This window comes from Nostoc sp. LEGE 12447 (genome assembly GCF_015206985.1).
Taxonomy (GTDB): Bacteria; Cyanobacteriota; Cyanobacteriia; order Cyanobacteriales; family Nostocaceae; genus Nostoc.
Window position 1 is genome coordinate 1 of sequence record NZ_JADEXT010000077.1, and the last position, 17,728, is coordinate 17,728.

Annotated in this window: 24 protein-coding genes and 2 pseudogenes; 9 read left to right on the forward strand and 17 right to left on the reverse strand. The window is 39.9% G+C overall.

Going from position 1 to position 17,728, the window contains the following annotated elements:
* Positions 1–401 precede the first annotated feature (401 nt).
* Both IQ274_RS37085 and IQ274_RS37090 read left to right on the forward strand, forming a co-directional pair.
* Positions 402–860, forward strand: coding sequence for an RNA-guided endonuclease InsQ/TnpB family protein (locus IQ274_RS37085; RefSeq protein WP_228058588.1), 459 nt, complete (start codon positions 402–404; stop codon positions 858–860).
* Between the two features lie 32 nt (positions 861–892).
* Complete coding sequence (locus IQ274_RS37090; RefSeq protein WP_228058589.1) at positions 893–1,588, forward strand: transposase; 696 nt, start codon at positions 893–895, stop codon at positions 1,586–1,588.
* A 46-nt stretch (positions 1,589–1,634) separates the two neighbouring features.
* Here the strand turns inward: IQ274_RS37090 and IQ274_RS34380 are convergent, their stop codons facing one another.
* Positions 1,635–2,327: a class I SAM-dependent methyltransferase gene (locus IQ274_RS34380; RefSeq protein ID WP_194144991.1), complete on the reverse strand. Its 693-nt coding sequence runs from the start codon at positions 2,325–2,327 to the stop codon at positions 1,635–1,637.
* Between the two features lie 40 nt (positions 2,328–2,367).
* On the reverse strand, positions 2,368–2,595 hold the full coding sequence (locus IQ274_RS34385) for a hypothetical protein (protein WP_228058590.1): 228 nt from the start codon (positions 2,593–2,595) through the stop codon (positions 2,368–2,370).
* A 212-nt stretch (positions 2,596–2,807) separates the two neighbouring features.
* On the opposite strand from IQ274_RS34385, the gene IQ274_RS34390 reads away from it, so the two are divergent.
* The gene (locus tag IQ274_RS34390) at positions 2,808–3,905 is read left to right on the forward strand and encodes a sulfate ABC transporter substrate-binding protein (RefSeq protein ID WP_194145006.1); all 1,098 of its coding nucleotides are present in this window, start codon (positions 2,808–2,810) and stop codon (positions 3,903–3,905) included.
* Between the two features lie 186 nt (positions 3,906–4,091).
* Positions 4,092–4,322: a hypothetical protein gene (locus tag IQ274_RS34395; protein ID WP_194144992.1), complete on the forward strand. Its 231-nt coding sequence runs from the start codon at positions 4,092–4,094 to the stop codon at positions 4,320–4,322.
* Positions 4,323–4,577: 255 nt separating this feature from the next.
* On the opposite strand, the gene IQ274_RS34400 is transcribed toward IQ274_RS34395, so the two are convergent.
* From IQ274_RS34400 to IQ274_RS34440, 9 genes are all read right to left on the reverse strand, one after another.
* Complete coding sequence (locus IQ274_RS34400) at positions 4,578–5,201, reverse strand: hypothetical protein (protein ID WP_194144993.1); 624 nt, start codon at positions 5,199–5,201, stop codon at positions 4,578–4,580.
* Between the two features lie 415 nt (positions 5,202–5,616).
* Positions 5,617–6,321 (reverse strand): cadmium resistance transporter, encoded by a 705-nt coding sequence (locus IQ274_RS34405; protein ID WP_194144994.1) that lies wholly within the window; start codon positions 6,319–6,321, stop codon positions 5,617–5,619.
* A gap of 329 nt (positions 6,322–6,650) precedes the next feature.
* Positions 6,651–7,313 (reverse strand): DUF1003 domain-containing protein, encoded by a 663-nt coding sequence (locus IQ274_RS34410; protein ID WP_194144995.1) that lies wholly within the window; start codon positions 7,311–7,313, stop codon positions 6,651–6,653.
* A gap of 198 nt (positions 7,314–7,511) precedes the next feature.
* A complete protein-coding gene (locus IQ274_RS34415; protein ID WP_194144996.1) occupies positions 7,512–7,667 on the reverse strand; it encodes a hypothetical protein in 156 nt (51 codons plus the stop codon).
* A gap of 45 nt (positions 7,668–7,712) precedes the next feature.
* On the reverse strand, positions 7,713–9,113 hold the full coding sequence (locus IQ274_RS34420; RefSeq protein WP_194144997.1) for an amidase: 1,401 nt from the start codon (positions 9,111–9,113) through the stop codon (positions 7,713–7,715).
* Positions 9,114–9,173: 60 nt separating this feature from the next.
* A complete protein-coding gene (locus tag IQ274_RS34425) occupies positions 9,174–9,848 on the reverse strand; it encodes an O-methyltransferase (RefSeq protein ID WP_194144998.1) in 675 nt (224 codons plus the stop codon).
* Between the two features lie 51 nt (positions 9,849–9,899).
* The gene (gene pyrE, locus IQ274_RS34430) at positions 9,900–10,451 is read right to left on the reverse strand and encodes an orotate phosphoribosyltransferase (RefSeq protein WP_194144999.1); all 552 of its coding nucleotides are present in this window, start codon (positions 10,449–10,451) and stop codon (positions 9,900–9,902) included.
* 125 nt (positions 10,452–10,576) lie between these two features.
* Positions 10,577–11,191: an N-acetyltransferase family protein gene (locus IQ274_RS34435; RefSeq protein WP_322745434.1), complete on the reverse strand. Its 615-nt coding sequence runs from the start codon at positions 11,189–11,191 to the stop codon at positions 10,577–10,579.
* A complete protein-coding gene (locus IQ274_RS34440) occupies positions 11,188–11,634 on the reverse strand; it encodes a hypothetical protein (protein WP_194145000.1) in 447 nt (148 codons plus the stop codon). The genes IQ274_RS34435 and IQ274_RS34440 overlap by 4 nt, the downstream gene beginning before the upstream one ends.
* 151 nt (positions 11,635–11,785) lie before the next feature.
* Here IQ274_RS34440 and IQ274_RS34445 point away from each other — a divergent pair, with 151 nt between their 5' ends.
* The 3 genes from IQ274_RS34445 (at position 11,786) to IQ274_RS34455 (ending at position 13,828) form a co-directional block, all read left to right on the forward strand.
* Entirely contained in the window at positions 11,786–12,670 is an 885-nt protein-coding gene (locus IQ274_RS34445; RefSeq protein WP_194145001.1) for an NAD(P)-dependent oxidoreductase, read from the forward strand.
* A gap of 245 nt (positions 12,671–12,915) precedes the next feature.
* Positions 12,916–13,422, forward strand: coding sequence for an HAD-IA family hydrolase (locus IQ274_RS34450; RefSeq protein WP_322745437.1), 507 nt, complete (start codon positions 12,916–12,918; stop codon positions 13,420–13,422).
* 43 nt (positions 13,423–13,465) lie between these two features.
* A complete protein-coding gene (locus IQ274_RS34455; RefSeq protein ID WP_194145002.1) occupies positions 13,466–13,828 on the forward strand; it encodes an inorganic pyrophosphatase in 363 nt (120 codons plus the stop codon).
* A gap of 87 nt (positions 13,829–13,915) precedes the next feature.
* Here the strand turns inward: IQ274_RS34455 and IQ274_RS38195 are convergent, their stop codons facing one another.
* The 4 genes and pseudogenes from IQ274_RS38195 to IQ274_RS34470 form a co-directional block, all read right to left on the reverse strand.
* The gene (locus IQ274_RS38195; RefSeq protein ID WP_416209867.1) at positions 13,916–14,020 is read right to left on the reverse strand and encodes a hypothetical protein; all 105 of its coding nucleotides are present in this window, start codon (positions 14,018–14,020) and stop codon (positions 13,916–13,918) included.
* Positions 14,021–14,036: 16 nt separating this feature from the next.
* Positions 14,037–14,342: pseudogene (locus tag IQ274_RS34460) on the reverse strand (transposase); the annotation flags it as partial.
* Between the two features lie 75 nt (positions 14,343–14,417).
* Positions 14,418–14,600 (reverse strand): DUF1392 family protein, encoded by a 183-nt coding sequence (locus IQ274_RS37925; RefSeq protein WP_322745438.1) that lies wholly within the window; start codon positions 14,598–14,600, stop codon positions 14,418–14,420.
* The gene (locus IQ274_RS34470) at positions 14,516–14,785 is read right to left on the reverse strand and encodes a hypothetical protein (RefSeq protein ID WP_228058593.1); all 270 of its coding nucleotides are present in this window, start codon (positions 14,783–14,785) and stop codon (positions 14,516–14,518) included. The genes IQ274_RS37925 and IQ274_RS34470 overlap by 85 nt, the downstream gene beginning before the upstream one ends.
* Positions 14,786–15,014: 229 nt before the next feature.
* Here IQ274_RS34470 and IQ274_RS34475 point away from each other — a divergent pair, with 229 nt between their 5' ends.
* Positions 15,015–15,965, forward strand: coding sequence for an RpoD/SigA family RNA polymerase sigma factor (locus IQ274_RS34475; RefSeq protein ID WP_194145003.1), 951 nt, complete (start codon positions 15,015–15,017; stop codon positions 15,963–15,965).
* A gap of 63 nt (positions 15,966–16,028) precedes the next feature.
* Here IQ274_RS34475 and IQ274_RS34480 read toward each other — a convergent pair whose 3' ends face one another.
* Complete coding sequence (locus tag IQ274_RS34480) at positions 16,029–16,190, reverse strand: hypothetical protein (RefSeq protein ID WP_194145004.1); 162 nt, start codon at positions 16,188–16,190, stop codon at positions 16,029–16,031.
* Between the two features lie 173 nt (positions 16,191–16,363).
* On the opposite strand from IQ274_RS34480, the gene IQ274_RS34485 reads away from it, so the two are divergent.
* Positions 16,364–17,002 (forward strand): TenA family transcriptional regulator, encoded by a 639-nt coding sequence (locus IQ274_RS34485; RefSeq protein WP_194145005.1) that lies wholly within the window; start codon positions 16,364–16,366, stop codon positions 17,000–17,002.
* 139 nt (positions 17,003–17,141) lie between these two features.
* On the opposite strand, the pseudogene IQ274_RS34490 reads toward IQ274_RS34485, so the two are convergent.
* Positions 17,142–17,728 (reverse strand): annotated as a pseudogene (locus tag IQ274_RS34490) (ATP-dependent helicase); the annotation flags it as partial.

A 17,728-nucleotide genomic window follows, 5' to 3' on the forward strand; every position in this document is an offset into this window, starting at 1 on the left:
CCTGACGGTTTAGCCCGGTAAATGCCCTCAGCAGGCGGTCTTCTTTCAGCACCCGATTCACGTCTAGCATTTTTCTGTCTTGTTCTAATCGCCAATCGTTACTTTACCTTATTAAGCGACAAGTCTACTACACGAAGCCCGGATCACTAGCGGCAACATTTTGCCGGACTTCGACACATCATTGTATGCAGATGTGGTGTGGAAACAGCAAGCCGAGGTGGCAGTCAGCTAAATCTGTATAAGGTTTATAATTCAGTTTATAATTCACGCCTAATGTGAATTAAAATTGTCTGTACCCAGATGCGATCACTATTTATCAGAGAAATGGGTTTAAAACCCCGTGCTTCTAGCACGGCTTTAATTATTTGTGTTTTTTACAGAATACTTGGTAAAATGTAAGGATGACACAAAAAGCTTTCAAGTATCGATTCTATCCAACACAGGAGCAAGAAACCTTGCTCAGGCAAACGATGGGATGTACTCGTTTAGTTTACAACCGTGCCCTTGCTGCAAGAACGCAGGCATGGTATGAGCATCAAGAACGAGTTGGGTACATTGAAACTTCAGCAATGCTCACTAGTTGGAAAAAGCAAGAAGACTTGCAATTTCTTAATGACGTTAGTAATGTGCCATTACAGCAAGGCTTACGACATCTGCAAACGGCATTTAGTAACTTCTTTGCAGGGCGGGCTAAATACCCTAACTTCAAGAAAAAGCATAACGGTGGCAATGCGGAATTTACTCGTGCTGCTTTTAAGTTTAGAGATGGCAAAGTATTTCTAGCTAAAAGTCCTACAGCATTAGACATTTGTTGGAGTCGGCAGCTACCGCAAGGTGTTGAACCATCAACGATTAGGTAAAACTTTCGCCATCTGGACGATGGACTGTTTCAATGTTGGTAGATATTGAAATTAGCCCATTACCTAAATCTTTAACCCAAGTTGGCGTTGACTTAGGCATCACCAGTTTGGTTGCGTTGAGTACGGGCGAGAAGATTGCTAATCCCAATGGCTTTAAAGCAAAAAAAGCGAAATTGCGTAAAGCGCAAAAAGCATTAAGCCGTAAACAAAAAGGGTCTAACAATCGCCACAAGGCAAGGCTGAAGGTCGCTAAAATTCATGCAGAAATTAGTGATGCTCGTAATGATTTTCTTCATAAATTGACAACCCGACTGGTTCGAGAAAACCAATTGATCGCAGTCGAAGATTTGTCTGTGAAGAATATGGTTAAAAACAAAAAACTCGCTCTTTCAATTAGTGATGCTAGCTGGTCGGAATTGGTCAGACAGCTTGAATACAAGTGCGATTGGTATGGTCGTAACTTCATCAAGATTGATCGATGGTTTCCTAGTTCAAAACGCTGTGGGAATTGCGGACACATTGTTGATAAACTGCCTCTAAATATCAGAGAGTGGGATTGCCCAAAATGCGGTAAACACCACGACAGAGATATCAACGCTAGTAAGAATATTTTGGCTGCGGGACTCGCAGTTTCAGTCTGTGGAGCGAACATAAGACCTGACACCCTTAAGGTTGAAGGGCAGTTGCAAAAAACCCTTTTGGGAAAGAAGCAGAAACCTAAGTCGTGAGTCTTAGGAATCCCCGACCGTTTACGGCGGGGAGGATGTCAACACTCTAAACCAATGTAATGTCTTGCGCCTGCCACAATCCCAAGCTCTTATCTTTATATAAGCCACCTCCCTCAGTACATTGTTCATGTATCACTAATAGAGGTGTAGGAAAATTAAAAGGTTGTTTCTCCAAATTTAGTAAACGCCAGTCACCTGTCGTGATATCCTCGTTGTCTTCACAATTGAGGAAAGTAGTTGTTAGTAAATAATCAATATGGCTACTTTTAATATTATCGAGAGCTAAAAAAATGTCTGCTATTGAAAGATGCACAAAGCAATCTCGGCATAGCAATATGTTTGCTCTTGGTAGAGGATCGCTTGTTAAATTCAATGTCAGAAACTGACACTTTTTACTTCCGTAACGCTTCTGGTTCTCAGTAATCAGTTCAGGTACAATATCTGCGCCGATGTAACTTGAAATAGGTAAGTCTATGAACTGCATCCAACTGAAGTCTCCGCAGGGGAGATCGAGAAGTACCTCTACTTGTAATGTTTTAAGTAATGCTGGAAGTTGAGCTTCAATCTGTTGTGTTTGTTTTCTAGTAGCACCCTCCCCTGAAATTGAATTAGATCCACGCCAATGATTCGTTTGGAAGATGTGCCGGAAGGTATCGCTGGGCAGTAAGTTCACACCTAAATATGTGAGCTTTTCAAAGTAGTAAGGATCGAAAGGAACATTGTCTCGCCGTTTGTTCATGATTTGATAAAGTGTAGCCCTTGATGCAATAGTTCGTAAACTACTTACACCGATTTGGAATACCAAATGCGGAGTAGGCTTTGTCCCGGAAAGTACCACCAGTCGGAAACAAACTAAGTTGTCTTTCCAACAAGCAAGCAATCCCCGGAACTTCGGGTTGATTTACAGACAACCCCAAAGCTGCAATGTTTAGCGCAGCATTAATAAATATCAGCGTCATGCTCAAAACTACAATGCCCACATTTGAAAGACTTGTTAGAACAGACATCTCCAGAAATTAAATATGCATTACCCAGAACCCTTGTAGGAGACGTAGCAGTTACAACTTGTTTAAATTTAGGTTAACCAAAGGTTATGCAATGAATCTCAACTATCTTATAATACCTCTAAACTACAGTAAATCTCTCGGCTTACCGAATTTAATAGAGGAGGGAAATTTTGAGAAACAAGCGGCAGCATACTTGGAAGCTAAACAGATATATCAAGAAACAAGTTCACACTCGTACTGTTAAAGCTTGCCAAGCTATAAGAAGCTGGGGGTTTATATCCCTATTTTTGGCAGGAGTAAGCTTAAGTATAGTGATAAGTGCTTGCTCTTCGGCTAATGTTGATAAAACTGGTAATACTATTGCCAATTCCGGTCGTGATGTAAACCTAACGTTTGTTTCTTACTCAGTGACAAAGGCTGCATACGAGCAAATTATTCCACAATTTGTAGAAAAATGGAAAAAAGAGCATAACCAAAATCTGAAGTTTACTGAAAGTTATGATGGGTCTGGTTCTCAAACCCTAAATGTGATTGATGGTTTAGAGGCTGATGTGATACACCTGTCACTAGCCCTTGATGTTGACAAACTGGTTCAGACAGGTTTTATTCAACCGGGTTGGGAAAAAGAAGCACCAAATAATGCAATTGTGACCCAATCCGTAGGTGCGATCGCTACTCATGAGGGGAATCCCAAAAATATTAAAACATGGATAGATTTGACAAGACCAGGAGTGAGCGTACTGACAGCTAACCCGAAAACATCTGGTGGTGCGCGATGGAACTTCCTGAGTTTATGGGGTTACGTAACAAAAACTGGCCAGGATGAGAAGCAAGCATTAGATTTTACTTCCAAAGTTTATAAAAATGTACTTGTGCTGCCCAAGACTGCTCGTAATGCCAGCGAATTGTTCTTTAAACAAGGTCAAGGGGATGCTTTACTCAACTATGAAAATGAAATGATTTTATCAAAACAAAAAGGCGAAAAGTTTTCATATATTGTCCCTAATGTGAATATATCTATTGATAATCCAATTGCTGTGGTAGATAAGAATGTCGAGCAACATGGGACTCGGAAAGTTGCAGAAGCATTTGTGCAATATCTCTATACCCCAGAGGTACAACGAGAATTTGCCAAAATAGGATTTCGCCCTGTGAATAATACGATTGCAAAAGAACTGAGTAGCAGTTTTCCTAAAATTAAAACTCTGTTTACAGCTGAAGATTTAGGAGGATGGAATAAGATTCAACAACAATTTTTTAATGAAGGTGCTATTTTTGATCAAATCCAAGCTCAGAAGTCTTTAAAATAAAGGGGTAAGAATTTTAAAAAATTTTACAACATACAAGATTAGGAATGTAGAGCATAAGCCATATTAGAAAAAAGCTTATAGTCTACAATCTTAAATAAATATTCAAGTAAAATTTACTATTGAAAGAGCTTGAGTTTAACTAAATTGACTATCATACGAAGAAAGTCAATACTGGAAAGTAAAATTATGCAACAGCTTAATCAACAAGACAAAGACAAATTTATTTCCCCTCGCAGTCGTTACTATGGTCAGGTTAAGCCAGAAAACTTAGTTTTTAATGTAAATTTACAAGAATTTGCTCACCAAGTAGGGATTATAACTAGTTTAGAAACCAATGGTAAGCTCCTGGCTAATGAGGCTTACAAACAAATTAAATTACTTTGGAAACAACTGAAGTGTAGTAAAAAAAACTCTTAAATAGTAATGACTCATCAGCATAATCATGAGATTAGCTTTATTTAAGGTCAATTACTTGAAAATTGTTGGGTGTTAGTGACACACTAATATTTTCTATTACTAAACACCACGCGGTAAGTGGACGCTAACTATATTAAAATTGCTCTTCAATCTCCCCTTAATTAAAAACCCCTCTTGGTTAGGAGGGGTAAAGTCTTATTTAGTGTAATTAGAATTGACGCGCTTATTGCATCAAAATTGAATGCCTAACAAACATTAGTCAATGATTTGTGGACTAGGAACTTGCGCGTCAATATCTGCCTGAGATAACGTAGGTAGTAACCAGTTGCCTTCACCAGCTTTGAAGACTTTGGCAGGTGCAACATTCAATTCAATTGCACCAGTAGCTGGATTAGTTTTAGCAATGGACTGTGTACCATCGACAAACTTGACTGCAATGGGTTGGGTTAACTCTTGTACTTCAGTATTCGGACTTAAAACTACTTGAGTACCTGCGGGTAGGTAGATACCATCACAATCCCAATCATCATCAGTAATTTGCCCTGCTGCTAAGAAGTAGAGTTGAGTTGGATATTTTTTCGGTTTATTGGCGTAGATACCCAAAGTTTTATCGGTTTGATTAAAGCACTGCGCTCGTTTTCTGGCCGTTTCTATCACATACTTCTGAGACTGCAATTGTGATAGTCGGGCTTGAAATTGCTCAGGTGTATAGCCAGCTTGTTCAGGGTTATTTTTCACAGTGAGAAGTTGATTGAGTTCCTGAGTTACCTCAGCATAATCAGTTCCTTTGGTGAAATCTTTGCCTGCCCAAGAAGGTTGAGCAATTGTCAAATTCACAATAAACACGAGAGCGACAAGAAGAATTTTGATGAACTGCATAGTTTTCTCCCTGGTTTAAGATTTGTAGTAATCAGGTAAGGAGTTTTTTAGCTGCTTAACACTTGAGTAAAAGAGTTAAAAAGCAAAATTATTGCCAACATAAATAAGCTCTTTGAATATTTTTGCATAAATTTTGATTTAGTGGAATGCTGAGTCTTGAATCTTAGTAAAACTTTTAAGTCTATTAGCATTTACCCATTGATTGACAAATTCACTATTGTTTTCGCAGACTTTAATTTGTACTTTTTTAAAGCTTAGTTTGACTATCTCAGCAAGAATTTTTTGGACATCAGTAGCGTCAGGACGAGCTTTATAAAACCAAATTACTCTTTGACCAACTTCAAAGTAATTAGGATTATTGATTAAAAGCACTAAGACTGTAAAAGAAAGGGGAAAATTTCATGTATTTGTAAAATTACAAACTTTGTACTTTGAATTTATAAATTTGGATTATTTTGATTAGTCCCATTAAACATAGACAAGTAGCTATCAAAGCAATTGGAGTCAATGAAGCACTGTCTAAGATAATAAACACACCTAAACCTATCAAGACAAAAGGAACAAAATTATTGCCGTAACGAGTTAATAAATTTGTAATTTCCTTCTGACAGGTTAATTTATAAGTTACGTAACACCAGACACCTACCAGCAATAAGAAGACTGAAATAATTACTAGCAACTCAGAAAAAGTACTATTAGCAAACAAGGGCATATAAATGCCTACATTATCACTGCCGTTAGCGATAGTAATAGCTGCCACACTATAAGCTTGAGGAGATAAAAAACTAGCGAAAGTAGAAGAATCAGACAATTGTATTTCTGATTCTACATCAGACAAAAAATTAATTTCTGGATTGAGCAGACAATTTAATCCAATGCTAATTGGCACTAAACCCAAAAGCCCAATCCAATGGGATGGTAATATCAACCCTCCTAAAAAACCTACTAGGCTGGCAATAACCAGAGTACAGAAGCCTAGATACTGACCAATTATGATATGCTGACGGCGAAAAGTGGCATTTGCCTGGGAGAATAACAGTGTAAGGATAACTAAATCATCTAGATTTGTAGCTATAAAAGCTGTGATTCCTGTAGGGATAGCCGTAATAAGTTCGCTCATTTTCTCTCCGTTCAATTTTATTGCTGATAATATTTTTATTAGTGTTCGTTGATGTCTGGAAATGTAAGAAAAATTGCTATTTAACGAAGTGTGTAAATCTAGTATCTCCAATCCAATTGGTAAGCAGTATCTACTAGGAATGAAGTACAAACTAAATTTACTTTGTGAACTTCCTAATTCAAGGCAAACATTCTTTGTTTTCAAGAAACGTTAAAAATGGCTTTGACCTAGCGTCAGATATTCTAGGGTCTAACCTACAAATGGATCGAGTCAAGTAAAACACAGCCTCTTATCTATCTGCTAATCAAAAAAGCATTGATGGCTGATTCTTAGTGACGAGTCAGTTTTTCAACAGCTTTGTTATTGTCTCCAACTGCTTCAGCAACTGTAAAAGATTTATTGCTAGAAGGTTGTTTAGGAAATTTGCTATTAATTTGAATATGCAAGCCTGGTAATAGAGCTACTTTAGCTTCTTTATTCTCTTTCGGACTATGTACTAAAGTTACTTTAATCTCATTGATAATTTGTTGCTGCTCTTTGATAATTTGAGTTAGTTCGTTAAGCCTTTGAGAGTGTAATTCATCCAATTTCTGATGTAATAGTTCAATATTTTGACTGGCTTTAAGATTCACTTGATGGTCGATTTCGGTACTTCTACGGTCAGTCTCAGACTGGCGATTCTGACTCATCAATACAATTGGCGCTGTGTAGGCTGAAGCAAATGAAAACACTAAGTTGAGCATGATAAACGGTGAATTATCCCAGTGGGGAACTCCTGGTGTCAAGTTCATTCCCACCCATCCCGCCAAAATGGTACTTTGGCAAATCAGAAATTTCCAAGAGCCTACATGGTTGGCTAATTTATCAGCAAGCTGTTGTCCACGCGTTAATTGCTCTACCGATGTGTCTGGAGCTTTCTGTGCAACTTGAGTATTTTGAACTGCTTTTATATCAACATTATTATTTGACAATATTTTTTTGTTCGTATTCATGCTACACCTGTTTAGTTAATTGCAGTATGTGTTTGGCTTGATACTTTAAAATTAAGCTTTCCCGCCGATAGAAGCAAATATTCTTTTTTGTTAAAACGATAAAGAAAAGTAATTGCTTGTGAGAATATTTGAAGGTGAGGGAAAATCCTAGCGATGTTTACGATGGTCACTGGCTTGTACTGAGCGCAGCCGAAGTAGCTAGCTTGTCGTACCTCTCCGGGGAAGCAAGCTACGCGCAGCGTCTGTCTGCAACACGCTGCGCGAACGTAGAGAAGTGCGTGTTACACCTGCACAACTGCTGATGATTGCCAACTCCAAAATTACGAAACAAGGGCTTGTGTTTGGCTCAGTCATGACAGTCACGCTCGCGTTAGTTCCCAAATATCTACGCTGTTCACATCAATCAGTTGCTCCTAACGGCATGATGAAAGGAAAAACACTTTCATAAGCTTTAGCTGCTTGCAATACCAGTAAATCTTTATATTTTGCAGCGACAATTTGTATACCAACAGGCAAACCGTTTTTGGTGAAGCCACAAGGCAAAGATGCAGCAGGTTGTTTTGTAAGGTTAAAAGGATATGTAAAAGGTGTCCAATCTCGGTGCTGATGATCAATAGATGATTGAGGCCGATTTTGTCCAACAGGAAAAGCAACTATCGGTAAGGTGGGAGTAAGTAATAAGTCATAGTTTTGATGAAATCTTTGCATTTCCCGTCCCAATGCTTCACGGGCATCTTGGGCGCTGAGATATTCTACTAAGGTGAGGCGATCGCCTTCTTTGGCTATAGCTTGCAAACCTTCTTCAATTACAGCTTGTTGTTCTGGACTAAAGCCACGCAATAACTTAGCTGCACCAGCTTGCCAAAAGGTTTGAAAAATAGGGCGAGGATTCACAAAACCTGGATCGACTTCTTCGACAATCGCCCCGAGTTTAGCAAAAACATCAACTGCGGCTTTAACTAAAGCAGCTACTTCTGCATCAACCTCAGCATAGCCAAAGTTGTGACTGTAAGCAATTCTCAATCCGGCTACACCCTTGTCTAAATCAGAAGTATAGTCTTGTTTGTCATCTGGTAAAGCATACCAATCACGCACATCAGGATGGGCGATGACATTTAATGCGACAGCTGCATCAGTGACGGTGCGAACCAAAACGCCAATATGAAACAATGATCCAGTATGGGCTGATGGATAGCCAGAAACACGTCCAAAAGTCGGTTTAAAACCAAACACACCTGTTAACGCCGCCGGTGTTCTTGACGAGCCACCACCATCTGTAGCGAGATGCAGTGTTCCCATGCCCAATGCAGCAGCAACAGCAGCACCACCGCTACTTCCTCCGGGAGTCAAATCTGTATTCCAAGGATTGCGGGTAATACCAGTCAGTGGACTGTCGGTGACACCCTTCCAACCAAATTCAGAGGTTGTGGTTTTTCCTAATAAAACTGCTCCTTGTTCCCGCAGACGAGCCACCGCAGGTGCATTTTCTTCCCAAGGTTGATGGGAGATTATCGCTTTACTCCCTCGGCGCGTTGGTAAACCCTTGGTTAATAGTAAATCCTTGACAGTAAAAGGTATACCATCCACTAAGCCAAGGGGATTTCCATTTAGCCAACGCACTTCTGAGGCTTGGGCTTCAGCCAAAGCAGTCTTTTCATCTACGATCGCAAAGGCGTTAACTGAGTTATTGTAAGTATTGATCCGTTCTAGGGCAGCTTTGGTTGCTGCAACTGGTGATAACTGGCGATCGCGATATAGCGATAACAGTTGAGAAGCAGAAAAATCAGTAATGTCTGACATATTTCGGTTTGAATAGATTTATTGAAACTACTGCTTAGTTAAGGAGTTTGCAGAAAGTTGCTAATTGTCAGATGTCACAAGTGCGAGCGCAAAACCGTCATAGCCTTTGCTACCCACAGTCTGAATTGCGGTTGCACTCACACGCGGTTCATGTGCGAGTAACTCATTAAAACGACGTATTCCTTGAACACTGGGATCATCGCTGTTTGCCTCAATTACAGATCCATTGCGTACAACGTTATCAGCAATAATCAGGCTACCCCGCCGGGAAAGCTTTAACGCCCACGCGAAGTATTCTGGATTGCTTGGCTTGTCTGCGTCAATGAAAATTAGGTCAAATGGATTGTATCGCTCTTTAGCCAGTTGCGGCAGTGTCTCTATTGCCCGGCCAACACGCACCTCGACAAGATGAGCCAGACCAGCGCGGTTTATATTCTCGCGGGCAACTTCGGCGTGCTTAAAATTTGACTCTAGGGTAATCAAATGACCGTCAACAGGCAATGCTCTGGCTAACCAAATTGTACTGTAGCCGCCTAATGTACCAATCTCCAAAATGGTGCGTGCTTTATGGATTAAGGCTAATAGCATGAGCAGTTTACCTTGGTTCGGCGAAACATTATGTGGTGGTAAACCAGCTGCATCACTAGCCTGAAGCGCCTCATCCAGTACGGGATCGGCAGGCACAAGTAAATCAGTGATATAACGATCAACTTCTGTCCATAAATCTTGAGTCATAACTCCTCTTTCGGTAACAGTAACAACAGCACTTTTGATATGACCTAAATCTTAATTAGGAAAATCACTCCGCTTAAGCAGAGAAAGCAGTGTAATACCTTCTGCTAAGAGTTTATCAACAGCACCTTCCTCGCGGTCGATAACGCAGAGTACGTAATCAATTTGAGCGCCAAGTCGACGCAGTTGATTGGCTGAGATAATGATTTGACCACCAGAAGTTACTACATCCTCTACAATCAGCACCTTCTGATTATTAATCTCTACACCTTCAGCTAATCGGGAAGTTCCATATTTTTTCGCCTCTTTTCTCACGAATCCAGCAGGTAAACCAGAGTAATGTGATAAGAGTGTCACTATCGGAATGCCACCAAGTTCAAGACCTGCAAGTACTTCGATATCGCTTGGAATAAGAGTAAGCATCTGCTTAACAACAGCATTAAGTAAAATTGGATCTGCCTCGAATTGATACTTATCAAAGTATTCGTTTGATATTCGTCCAGAACGAAGTTGAAACGACCCAACTAAATGTGAGGCTGTATAAATTTGCTTTGCTATTTCGCTTTTAAATAGTTCATTTTCAGAGCGTTTTAGGAACCTTTCCATTAATTTAACCTTGCTAAAAATATTGCTTTATACCAATTTAATTAATGATTGCAACACATCCTTTTTTCAAATTGGTATTATCCAATTCAATAATGTGATATTTAACCTCTTAAAAGCTGTATCAGTTAAACTCGAAGTAGCAACAGTCCAGTTGTTAAAGCTTCATCCCACAAAGGCAATTTCTGTATTTCTGACACAGAAAGAGGTGGATTTATAGATTCGCCATCAGTCAAGAAAGATTGCTCTGATTGAAGAGATAATTGCCAATATCCTACATCGTGCCACCGACTAAATTTATACCCAACTCGACGTAGGACACCTACAGGCGCAAAGCCAACAGCTTCATGTACAGCTAAACTTGGTTGATTGGGTAAAGCGATTGCGGCCACAACGTTATAAAATCTTTGGAGTCGCAGCAATTTAAACAAAGAAGTATATAAGGCTTTAGCAATTCCTTTTCTGCGATAATTCGCACTGACGTACACAGATGATTCCACAGACCATTGATAAGCAGTACGGGTATGGTAAGGTCTAGCATAGGCGTAGCCTACAACCTCTTGATTAATTTCGCAAACGAGCCAAGGCATCTGCTGTTGATAACTCTTAATCCGCTGTTGAAACTCTGTTTCAATGGGTGGTTCTACTTCAAAGGAAATTGCAGTTTCCCGCACGATTGGCTCATAAATTGCCAGCATTTGTAGAACATCGTTTTCATTGACTAGTCTGATTACTGCTTTCACTGCAATACTTGCTTTCTCCCAAACCAACTAAATAATAAAGCTGTTCCTAGCCCCCAAGCACCGTTGACTAATAAAGCTGTAATCATCGCTGGTAGCTTCCAACCTCCGGCTATGGGTAAACCCTTTAATGGTGCAACTACAAACCAAGCCACCAATGTGGGTGCAACAGCGCCAAAAAGCAGCGCAGTTAACCAATAACTTCTATTTACTTGCCAGCGCAGTCTAATACTAGCCCAAATTAGACCCCAAATTCCTCCCCAGAAAGCACCTGATAGAAATTGCGGTATACCAAAAGGCGGTGTCGGTGTGGTTTGATAAGGCGCACGAGGCGCAAAGTTAATTGCATGAAGCAATGCCAGCAAGCCTTGGTGAAATACCAGCACAGCCACAAATCCAGCAACGAAAGCTAGGACAATTCGAAATACATCTGCTTTTTGAGTCATCAGGTAGCTTGCTTCCTTGGAATGATTTGTGATAAGTTGCTACTTAAATAAATACGATAACTCTATCAATTTACTGTATTTTTAGATAACTCAATCACCAAAATCAGCGTATTTAGTTAAAAGCTTCATACAGATAACAATCAAGCTTTCCATGCAAATCCAAACAGTTGGTATTTTAAGTCCAGGTGACATGGGACAGGCGATCGCAGCCGTTCTCAATCAAAATGGATTGAAAACCATTGCCGCCTTAGACGATCGCAGTCTTAGAACTCGGCAATTAGCAGCCGCAGCCAATATCCAAGATGTGGGTTCCCTCACACAACTGGTAATTGAATCTGATCTGGTGTTATCAGTCTTAGTCCCCGCCGCCGCAACAGAGGTAGCAGAGCAAGTAGCTGAGGTGATAAATAATGTGGGTAAACAGATTCTTTATGTTGATGGTAATGCTGTTGCACCCCAAAAGGTAAAACGTATTGCCCAACTGATTGAATCATCTGGGGCAACTTTTGTAGATGCTTCCATCATTGGTCCACCTCCTAGAGTTCCGGGTCGCACTCGCATCTATGCGTCAGGAAAACAGGCCGATGAATTGCAACAATTGCGGAATTATGGATTGGATATCCGAGTAATTGGTGATGAAATCGGTCAGGCTTCTGGATTGAAAATGTCTTACGCCGCCCTCACCAAAGGACTGACAGCAATTAGTACAGAATTATTAATTGCTGCCCATCGTTTAGGTTTGGATGAGCAACTATGGAACGAAGTATCTAGTAGCCAATCAGAACTTGCTGCTATTCTCACCCGTTCCATTCCATCCATGACACCAAAAGCACATCGTTGGATAGGAGAAATGGAAGAGATTGCCGAAACCTTTAAAGAAATAGGTCTGACTGAGCGGATTTTTTATGGAGCAGCCGATGTTTACCGCTTAGTGAAAGATACCTCTTTGGGTAAGGAAACACCAGAAGAGTGCAAACGCAATCGCCCATTGAGCGAAATCATTACTATTCTTTCCGACGAAACTGCACCAAACTAAAGCTTGTAAATTAATTCAGGTTTGCTCAAGGTGAGTAAAATCCTTGCTATTTTTGACTTTGAATTTTTAGTAAATTCATGAATAAATTTAATTTAGTTATTTTTGATTGTGATGATGTTTTGATAGATAGTGAGCGAATTGCAAATACTATTTTGTTGGAAATGCTTAAGGAAATAGGACTATTTCTAACTTTAGAGAATGTGTTCGATATTTTTGTTGGCGCATCAATAATCCGCTGTTTATAAATAGTTAAAAATTTTTTTGGCAAATTTTTACCAGAAAACTTTGCTACTGAATTTGAGGAACGAACCATGCAAGCTTTCATGAATGATGTGCATCCAGTACAGGGAATATATGATGTTTTAAGTAAACTCAATATTTTTTACTGTGTTGCTTTAAATAGTACCTATAAGTGGATACAAAAAGCTTTATTTGGAACAGATTTACTTCCTTACTTTTCAGAAACAATATTTAGTGCTACAGAAGTTTCACGTAGCAAACCATATCTCGATGTATTTTTATATGCAGCCGAGAGAATGGGATTTTCCCCAAATAATTGTGTAGTTATTGAAGATACACCCACAGGTGTCAGAGCTGGAGTTGATGCAGGTATGACAGTATTTGGTTATGCAGAACTGATTAACCCAGAAAAACTACAAGCAGTTGGTGCATCTGTCGTATTTAATGACATGAAATTATTACCAAAACTACTAGATCAGCAAAATCAACTTTTTATTAACAGTGGAAAGTAAAAGCACGATATTTAATCGCTATTGATGTTTTATTTCCACAGTAATGACAGACAGCAATGAATTCTGGCACAAACTAGATCGGCTAGTAGCCACTAGCAATCTCAAAATTGAGCGTCCAAGAGGAACCTCACACCCCAGATATCCATCCTTTATTTACCCTTTGGACTATGGATATTTGCAAGATACTCAAGCTGGAGATAGGGCTAATATTGACGTTTGGATCGGAAGTTTATCTGCTAAAAAAGTAACTGCCATTATCTGTAGCGTGGATTTAGAAAAGCGTGATACAGAAATCAAGATACTTTTGGACTGCACATTTGGTGAGAGTCAAAGCATCTTGAACATCCACAATACAGGCTCTCAATCAGCAATATTATTAATTCGCGCTGAGTCTAATTTGATTTGAGTATGAAATTTAAACAATTAATATTTTCAACACAGGTAAATCATTATGAGCTTAGAGGTTGTTTGAAAAGTTTTGAGAAGTCAAATGTTATGCCAGTCGCCTTACCAGAATACGGATGATGGCAAGGTAGATAAATGTCTCCGATGTTTCGGGCAATAATTCATAGTCTCTAACCAATCGTCGGCATCCCATTAACCAACCGAAAGTACGCTCCACTGGACTTGGATGGCGCTCCTGCAAGGGTCCGCGTCCACTGCCGGAGTGTATCGTGAATTTCTAGCCAAGTTCCATCTTTGCGCCAATTACGAAAATAGGTGTATACCGTCTGCCACACGGGAAAGTCGCCGGGTAATGCTCGCCATCGGACTCCCTCAATTAGAACATAAAAGATGGCGTTGAGAACTTCCCACATATCGACTTTGCGTTTGCGACCACCGGGTTTCGGTTCTGGAATCATGTCACTTAAAAATTCATATTGGGCGAGGGTCAAATTGCTGGGGTATGCTTTACCCATGTTGCTCTCTCGGTGCTGTCTACTTTCTATTCACAGCCTATACTGAGAGAGCTTTTTTACAACCTGTTAGACTTTTCAAACAACCTCTAACAGACTGACCAGTAAAGACGGGATTTGTTGACCCCAATGTGGAGAAATGTACCAGCACTGTTCTAAGTTTTGGACAAGGTTAGTTATACAGTCACTCCTAATAATTTGCTCTGTGCAGATATAAATAGTTGTGTTGCGAAACTGGGAGGGACAGAGTAGCCAAATAATTGACCCCGCCGTTGCCGCCTCGCTGGAAAATTCGTACCAATCGGGAAACCCTTGTAACTTCTCTGCTCCTTGGATTGACAAGGATTTGACAGTACCATCCGGCAACCAGATATCAGCGAACTTACTACGGTTGCAACCTTTGTGATCTGTGAAATGCGATCGCCTCCGGCGGGCGCTTGCGCCATCGCAGAATGTGTTGCAAGGTATTAAGCCTTTAGTCTCACCTCTCCAGTTAGTTTTGCCGTTCTAGGTTATATCAGGGCTTTGCGATTAACTTAGTACTATTCTGTTCTAGGTTGAATTTATTTATCGCAATCTCAGGTTGATATTTTTAGCTGTTGAAATCAGGAAAATTAATTCAGTGATTTGATTTATACTTTTAGGTTCGTCTAAATATCAAAAAAGTTTTGTCGTATGTCCAGCCTGAGTCCAGACATGGTTCGTATCTATTTGCAAGAGATTGGTCGTTATCCAATGCTAACCGCAGACCAAGAAATTGCTTATGGCAGGCAGGTACAGCAAATCATGGCAATAGAGCAAAGAAAAAATGAACTCACCCAACAACTAGATCGTGAGCCAACAATGGTCGAATTAGCTGTTGAGGTTGACAAAAGTGAATTGGAAATAGCTCAAATACAAAATCTTGGGCAACGAGCCAAACAAAAAATGGTGACAGCAAACTTGCGTCTGGTGGTTTCGATTGCCAAAAAATATCAGAAGCGCAATCTGGAATTCCTAGATTTGCTGCAAGAAGGGGCAATAGGTTTACAAAGGGGTGTAGAAAAATTTGACCCCAATCGCGGCTATAAGCTTTCTACCTACGTATACTGGTGGATTACGCAATCAATTACACGAGCAATTGCAGAGAAATCCCGTACTGTACGCTTGCCAATTCATATTACCGAACAACTGAACAAAATTAAGAAGGTACAGCGAGAATTATTTCAGACACTGGGTCGTCCGGCCAGTGTTGTAGAAATTGCTGAAACTTTAGACTTACAACCAAGCCAGATTAGGGATTTTCTCAGTAGTTCAAAGCAGCCAATTTCTCTAGATGTAAAGATTGGAGATAACCAAGACACAGAACTTAGCCAACTTTTACCAGATGAGGGCATATCTCCAGACGAACATATCACCAAAGAACTTTTACGCCAAGACATTAATAGTTTATTAGAATCACTAAAACCGACGCAACGTGAAGTATTAATTTTGCGTTTTGGGTTAGAGAACGATCAAGAACTAACTTTAGCTCAGATTGGAGAGAAATTGAATGTCAGTAGAGAACGAGTTCGTCAAATTCAGCAGCAAGCAATCACTGTTCTACGTCGTCAAAAAACTGAAATCCAACAGTATTTAGTTTCGTGAGAATAACTTTTCTCACCATCCGATCCAACATGGATATATGCCACAGGCTAAGAAATTGCTGCCCTACTCAACCCTTTGATAGTTAGAACAACCGACGATGCAAGCTGCTGGTCTAAAAACTTGTTCGTCAAACTCGAAATCGAAACCGAAATCCTCCGAGTAGTCTGTATGAATCGTGCTAGATGTCACCTCAGTAGGAAGTAGAATCGTTAGGATCTTAGGCACTTGTCAAGAATAAATCAGCCCAGCCGTCGCTTTCGCCTTGAGGGCGAAAGCGCCTAAATCTCTCGGTTTTGCCAAAAATATTATTGATACGGCTGGGCTGATTTATTTATTGGATCTCCCTTAGCAATCTGTTCCTCTCCATTCCATCTCCCCGAAATACCTATTGAGCCAAAATGACTATTACCTGCAAACTTCTTTTAGAAAATCACGCTCAAGATTGGCAAGAAGCAACTGTGCATCCCTTTCTAGAACAGTGTCAATTAGGTATAATTCAACCCCAGCAATTCAATACATGGTTGATGCAAGATTATCTGTTTGTTGTGGAATTTACGCGGATGGTAGGGCGAGTATTAGCCAGCGCACCTCCAGAACATTTTGATGTGATACTAGGAGGACTGGCAGCTCTTAAAGACGAACTCAATTGGTTTCAAGAAAAAGCTACCCAACGACAACTGAATCTTAATATAAAAAAACAACCAACCTGTAGAGAATACTGTGAATATATGCAGAGTCTTGCAGACAAGCCTTATCCTGTACAAGCAACTGCATTTTGGGCTATTGAATTAGCCTATAATCAAGGTTGGCAACTACCAGGTAAGATGCCTGCTCCTTACGATAAATTTGCACAAAGATGGGGAAATACTGATTTTACAAAATATGTAAAACTTTTGTCACAGCAAGCTGATGAGGTTTTAGAAACGGCACAGGAAGATATTCAAAAACAAGCTGAAGAATCTTTTTTAAGAGTAGCAAAATTTGAACATAATTTTTGGCAGATGGCTTTTCACACAGCACAGCATGAATCAAAATAGTTTTTAATGGACGAGTGTGAAACACCGGCAAATTCTTCTTAATTTCTTACAGCCGAACCTGCAACCCCAGACCCAAAAACCAGTAATATCAAGGGTTAGCGCTTTTCAAGCGTGCCATTCTATGATCCAACATTTGGAATCAACTTAACCGAAACATGATTTTAGCAAGCTTCCGAAACCCTTGAGTAAAGGCATATTCAATCTCTGCGGGATCACAAATCTCTGTTAGTTTAGATTTGAGCCCAGGAAGGTCTCTGACCTCAATACAGATATTTACATATACATCCTTAGTTTCCACATGGAAGAGTCCAGCATTTATGTTTAAAAAATCGCCTGTTAGCATTGAACAGTAAGTTAAAGATTCTTTCCATTGTGATTTATACTTCATCTTAAAATAATTATCGCCTAAATTCTTTTTGAACTTAGATGACTTTTCCTGTGGTTTTGGTTCCCAGAATATACTATTCTCCAACTGCCCAAGAGCTTCTATTGTCGTTACATTAGTCGCCACATGCCTACTGCCTTGTTGTTTTAGCTTTTTCTGTTCAACAAAAGACATAGCCAAGATGCGGTTCTTATGTCGTTCAAAAGCTTCCTTATACAGTTCCCATGCTTTTTTGGTAATTGCTGATTGGGATGGCTCAACCATTTTAACGATTTCGCGCCAATCACCAAGAGTAAATCTAGTAATATTTTCAATAAAAGCGATGAAAATGGCGCTATAAA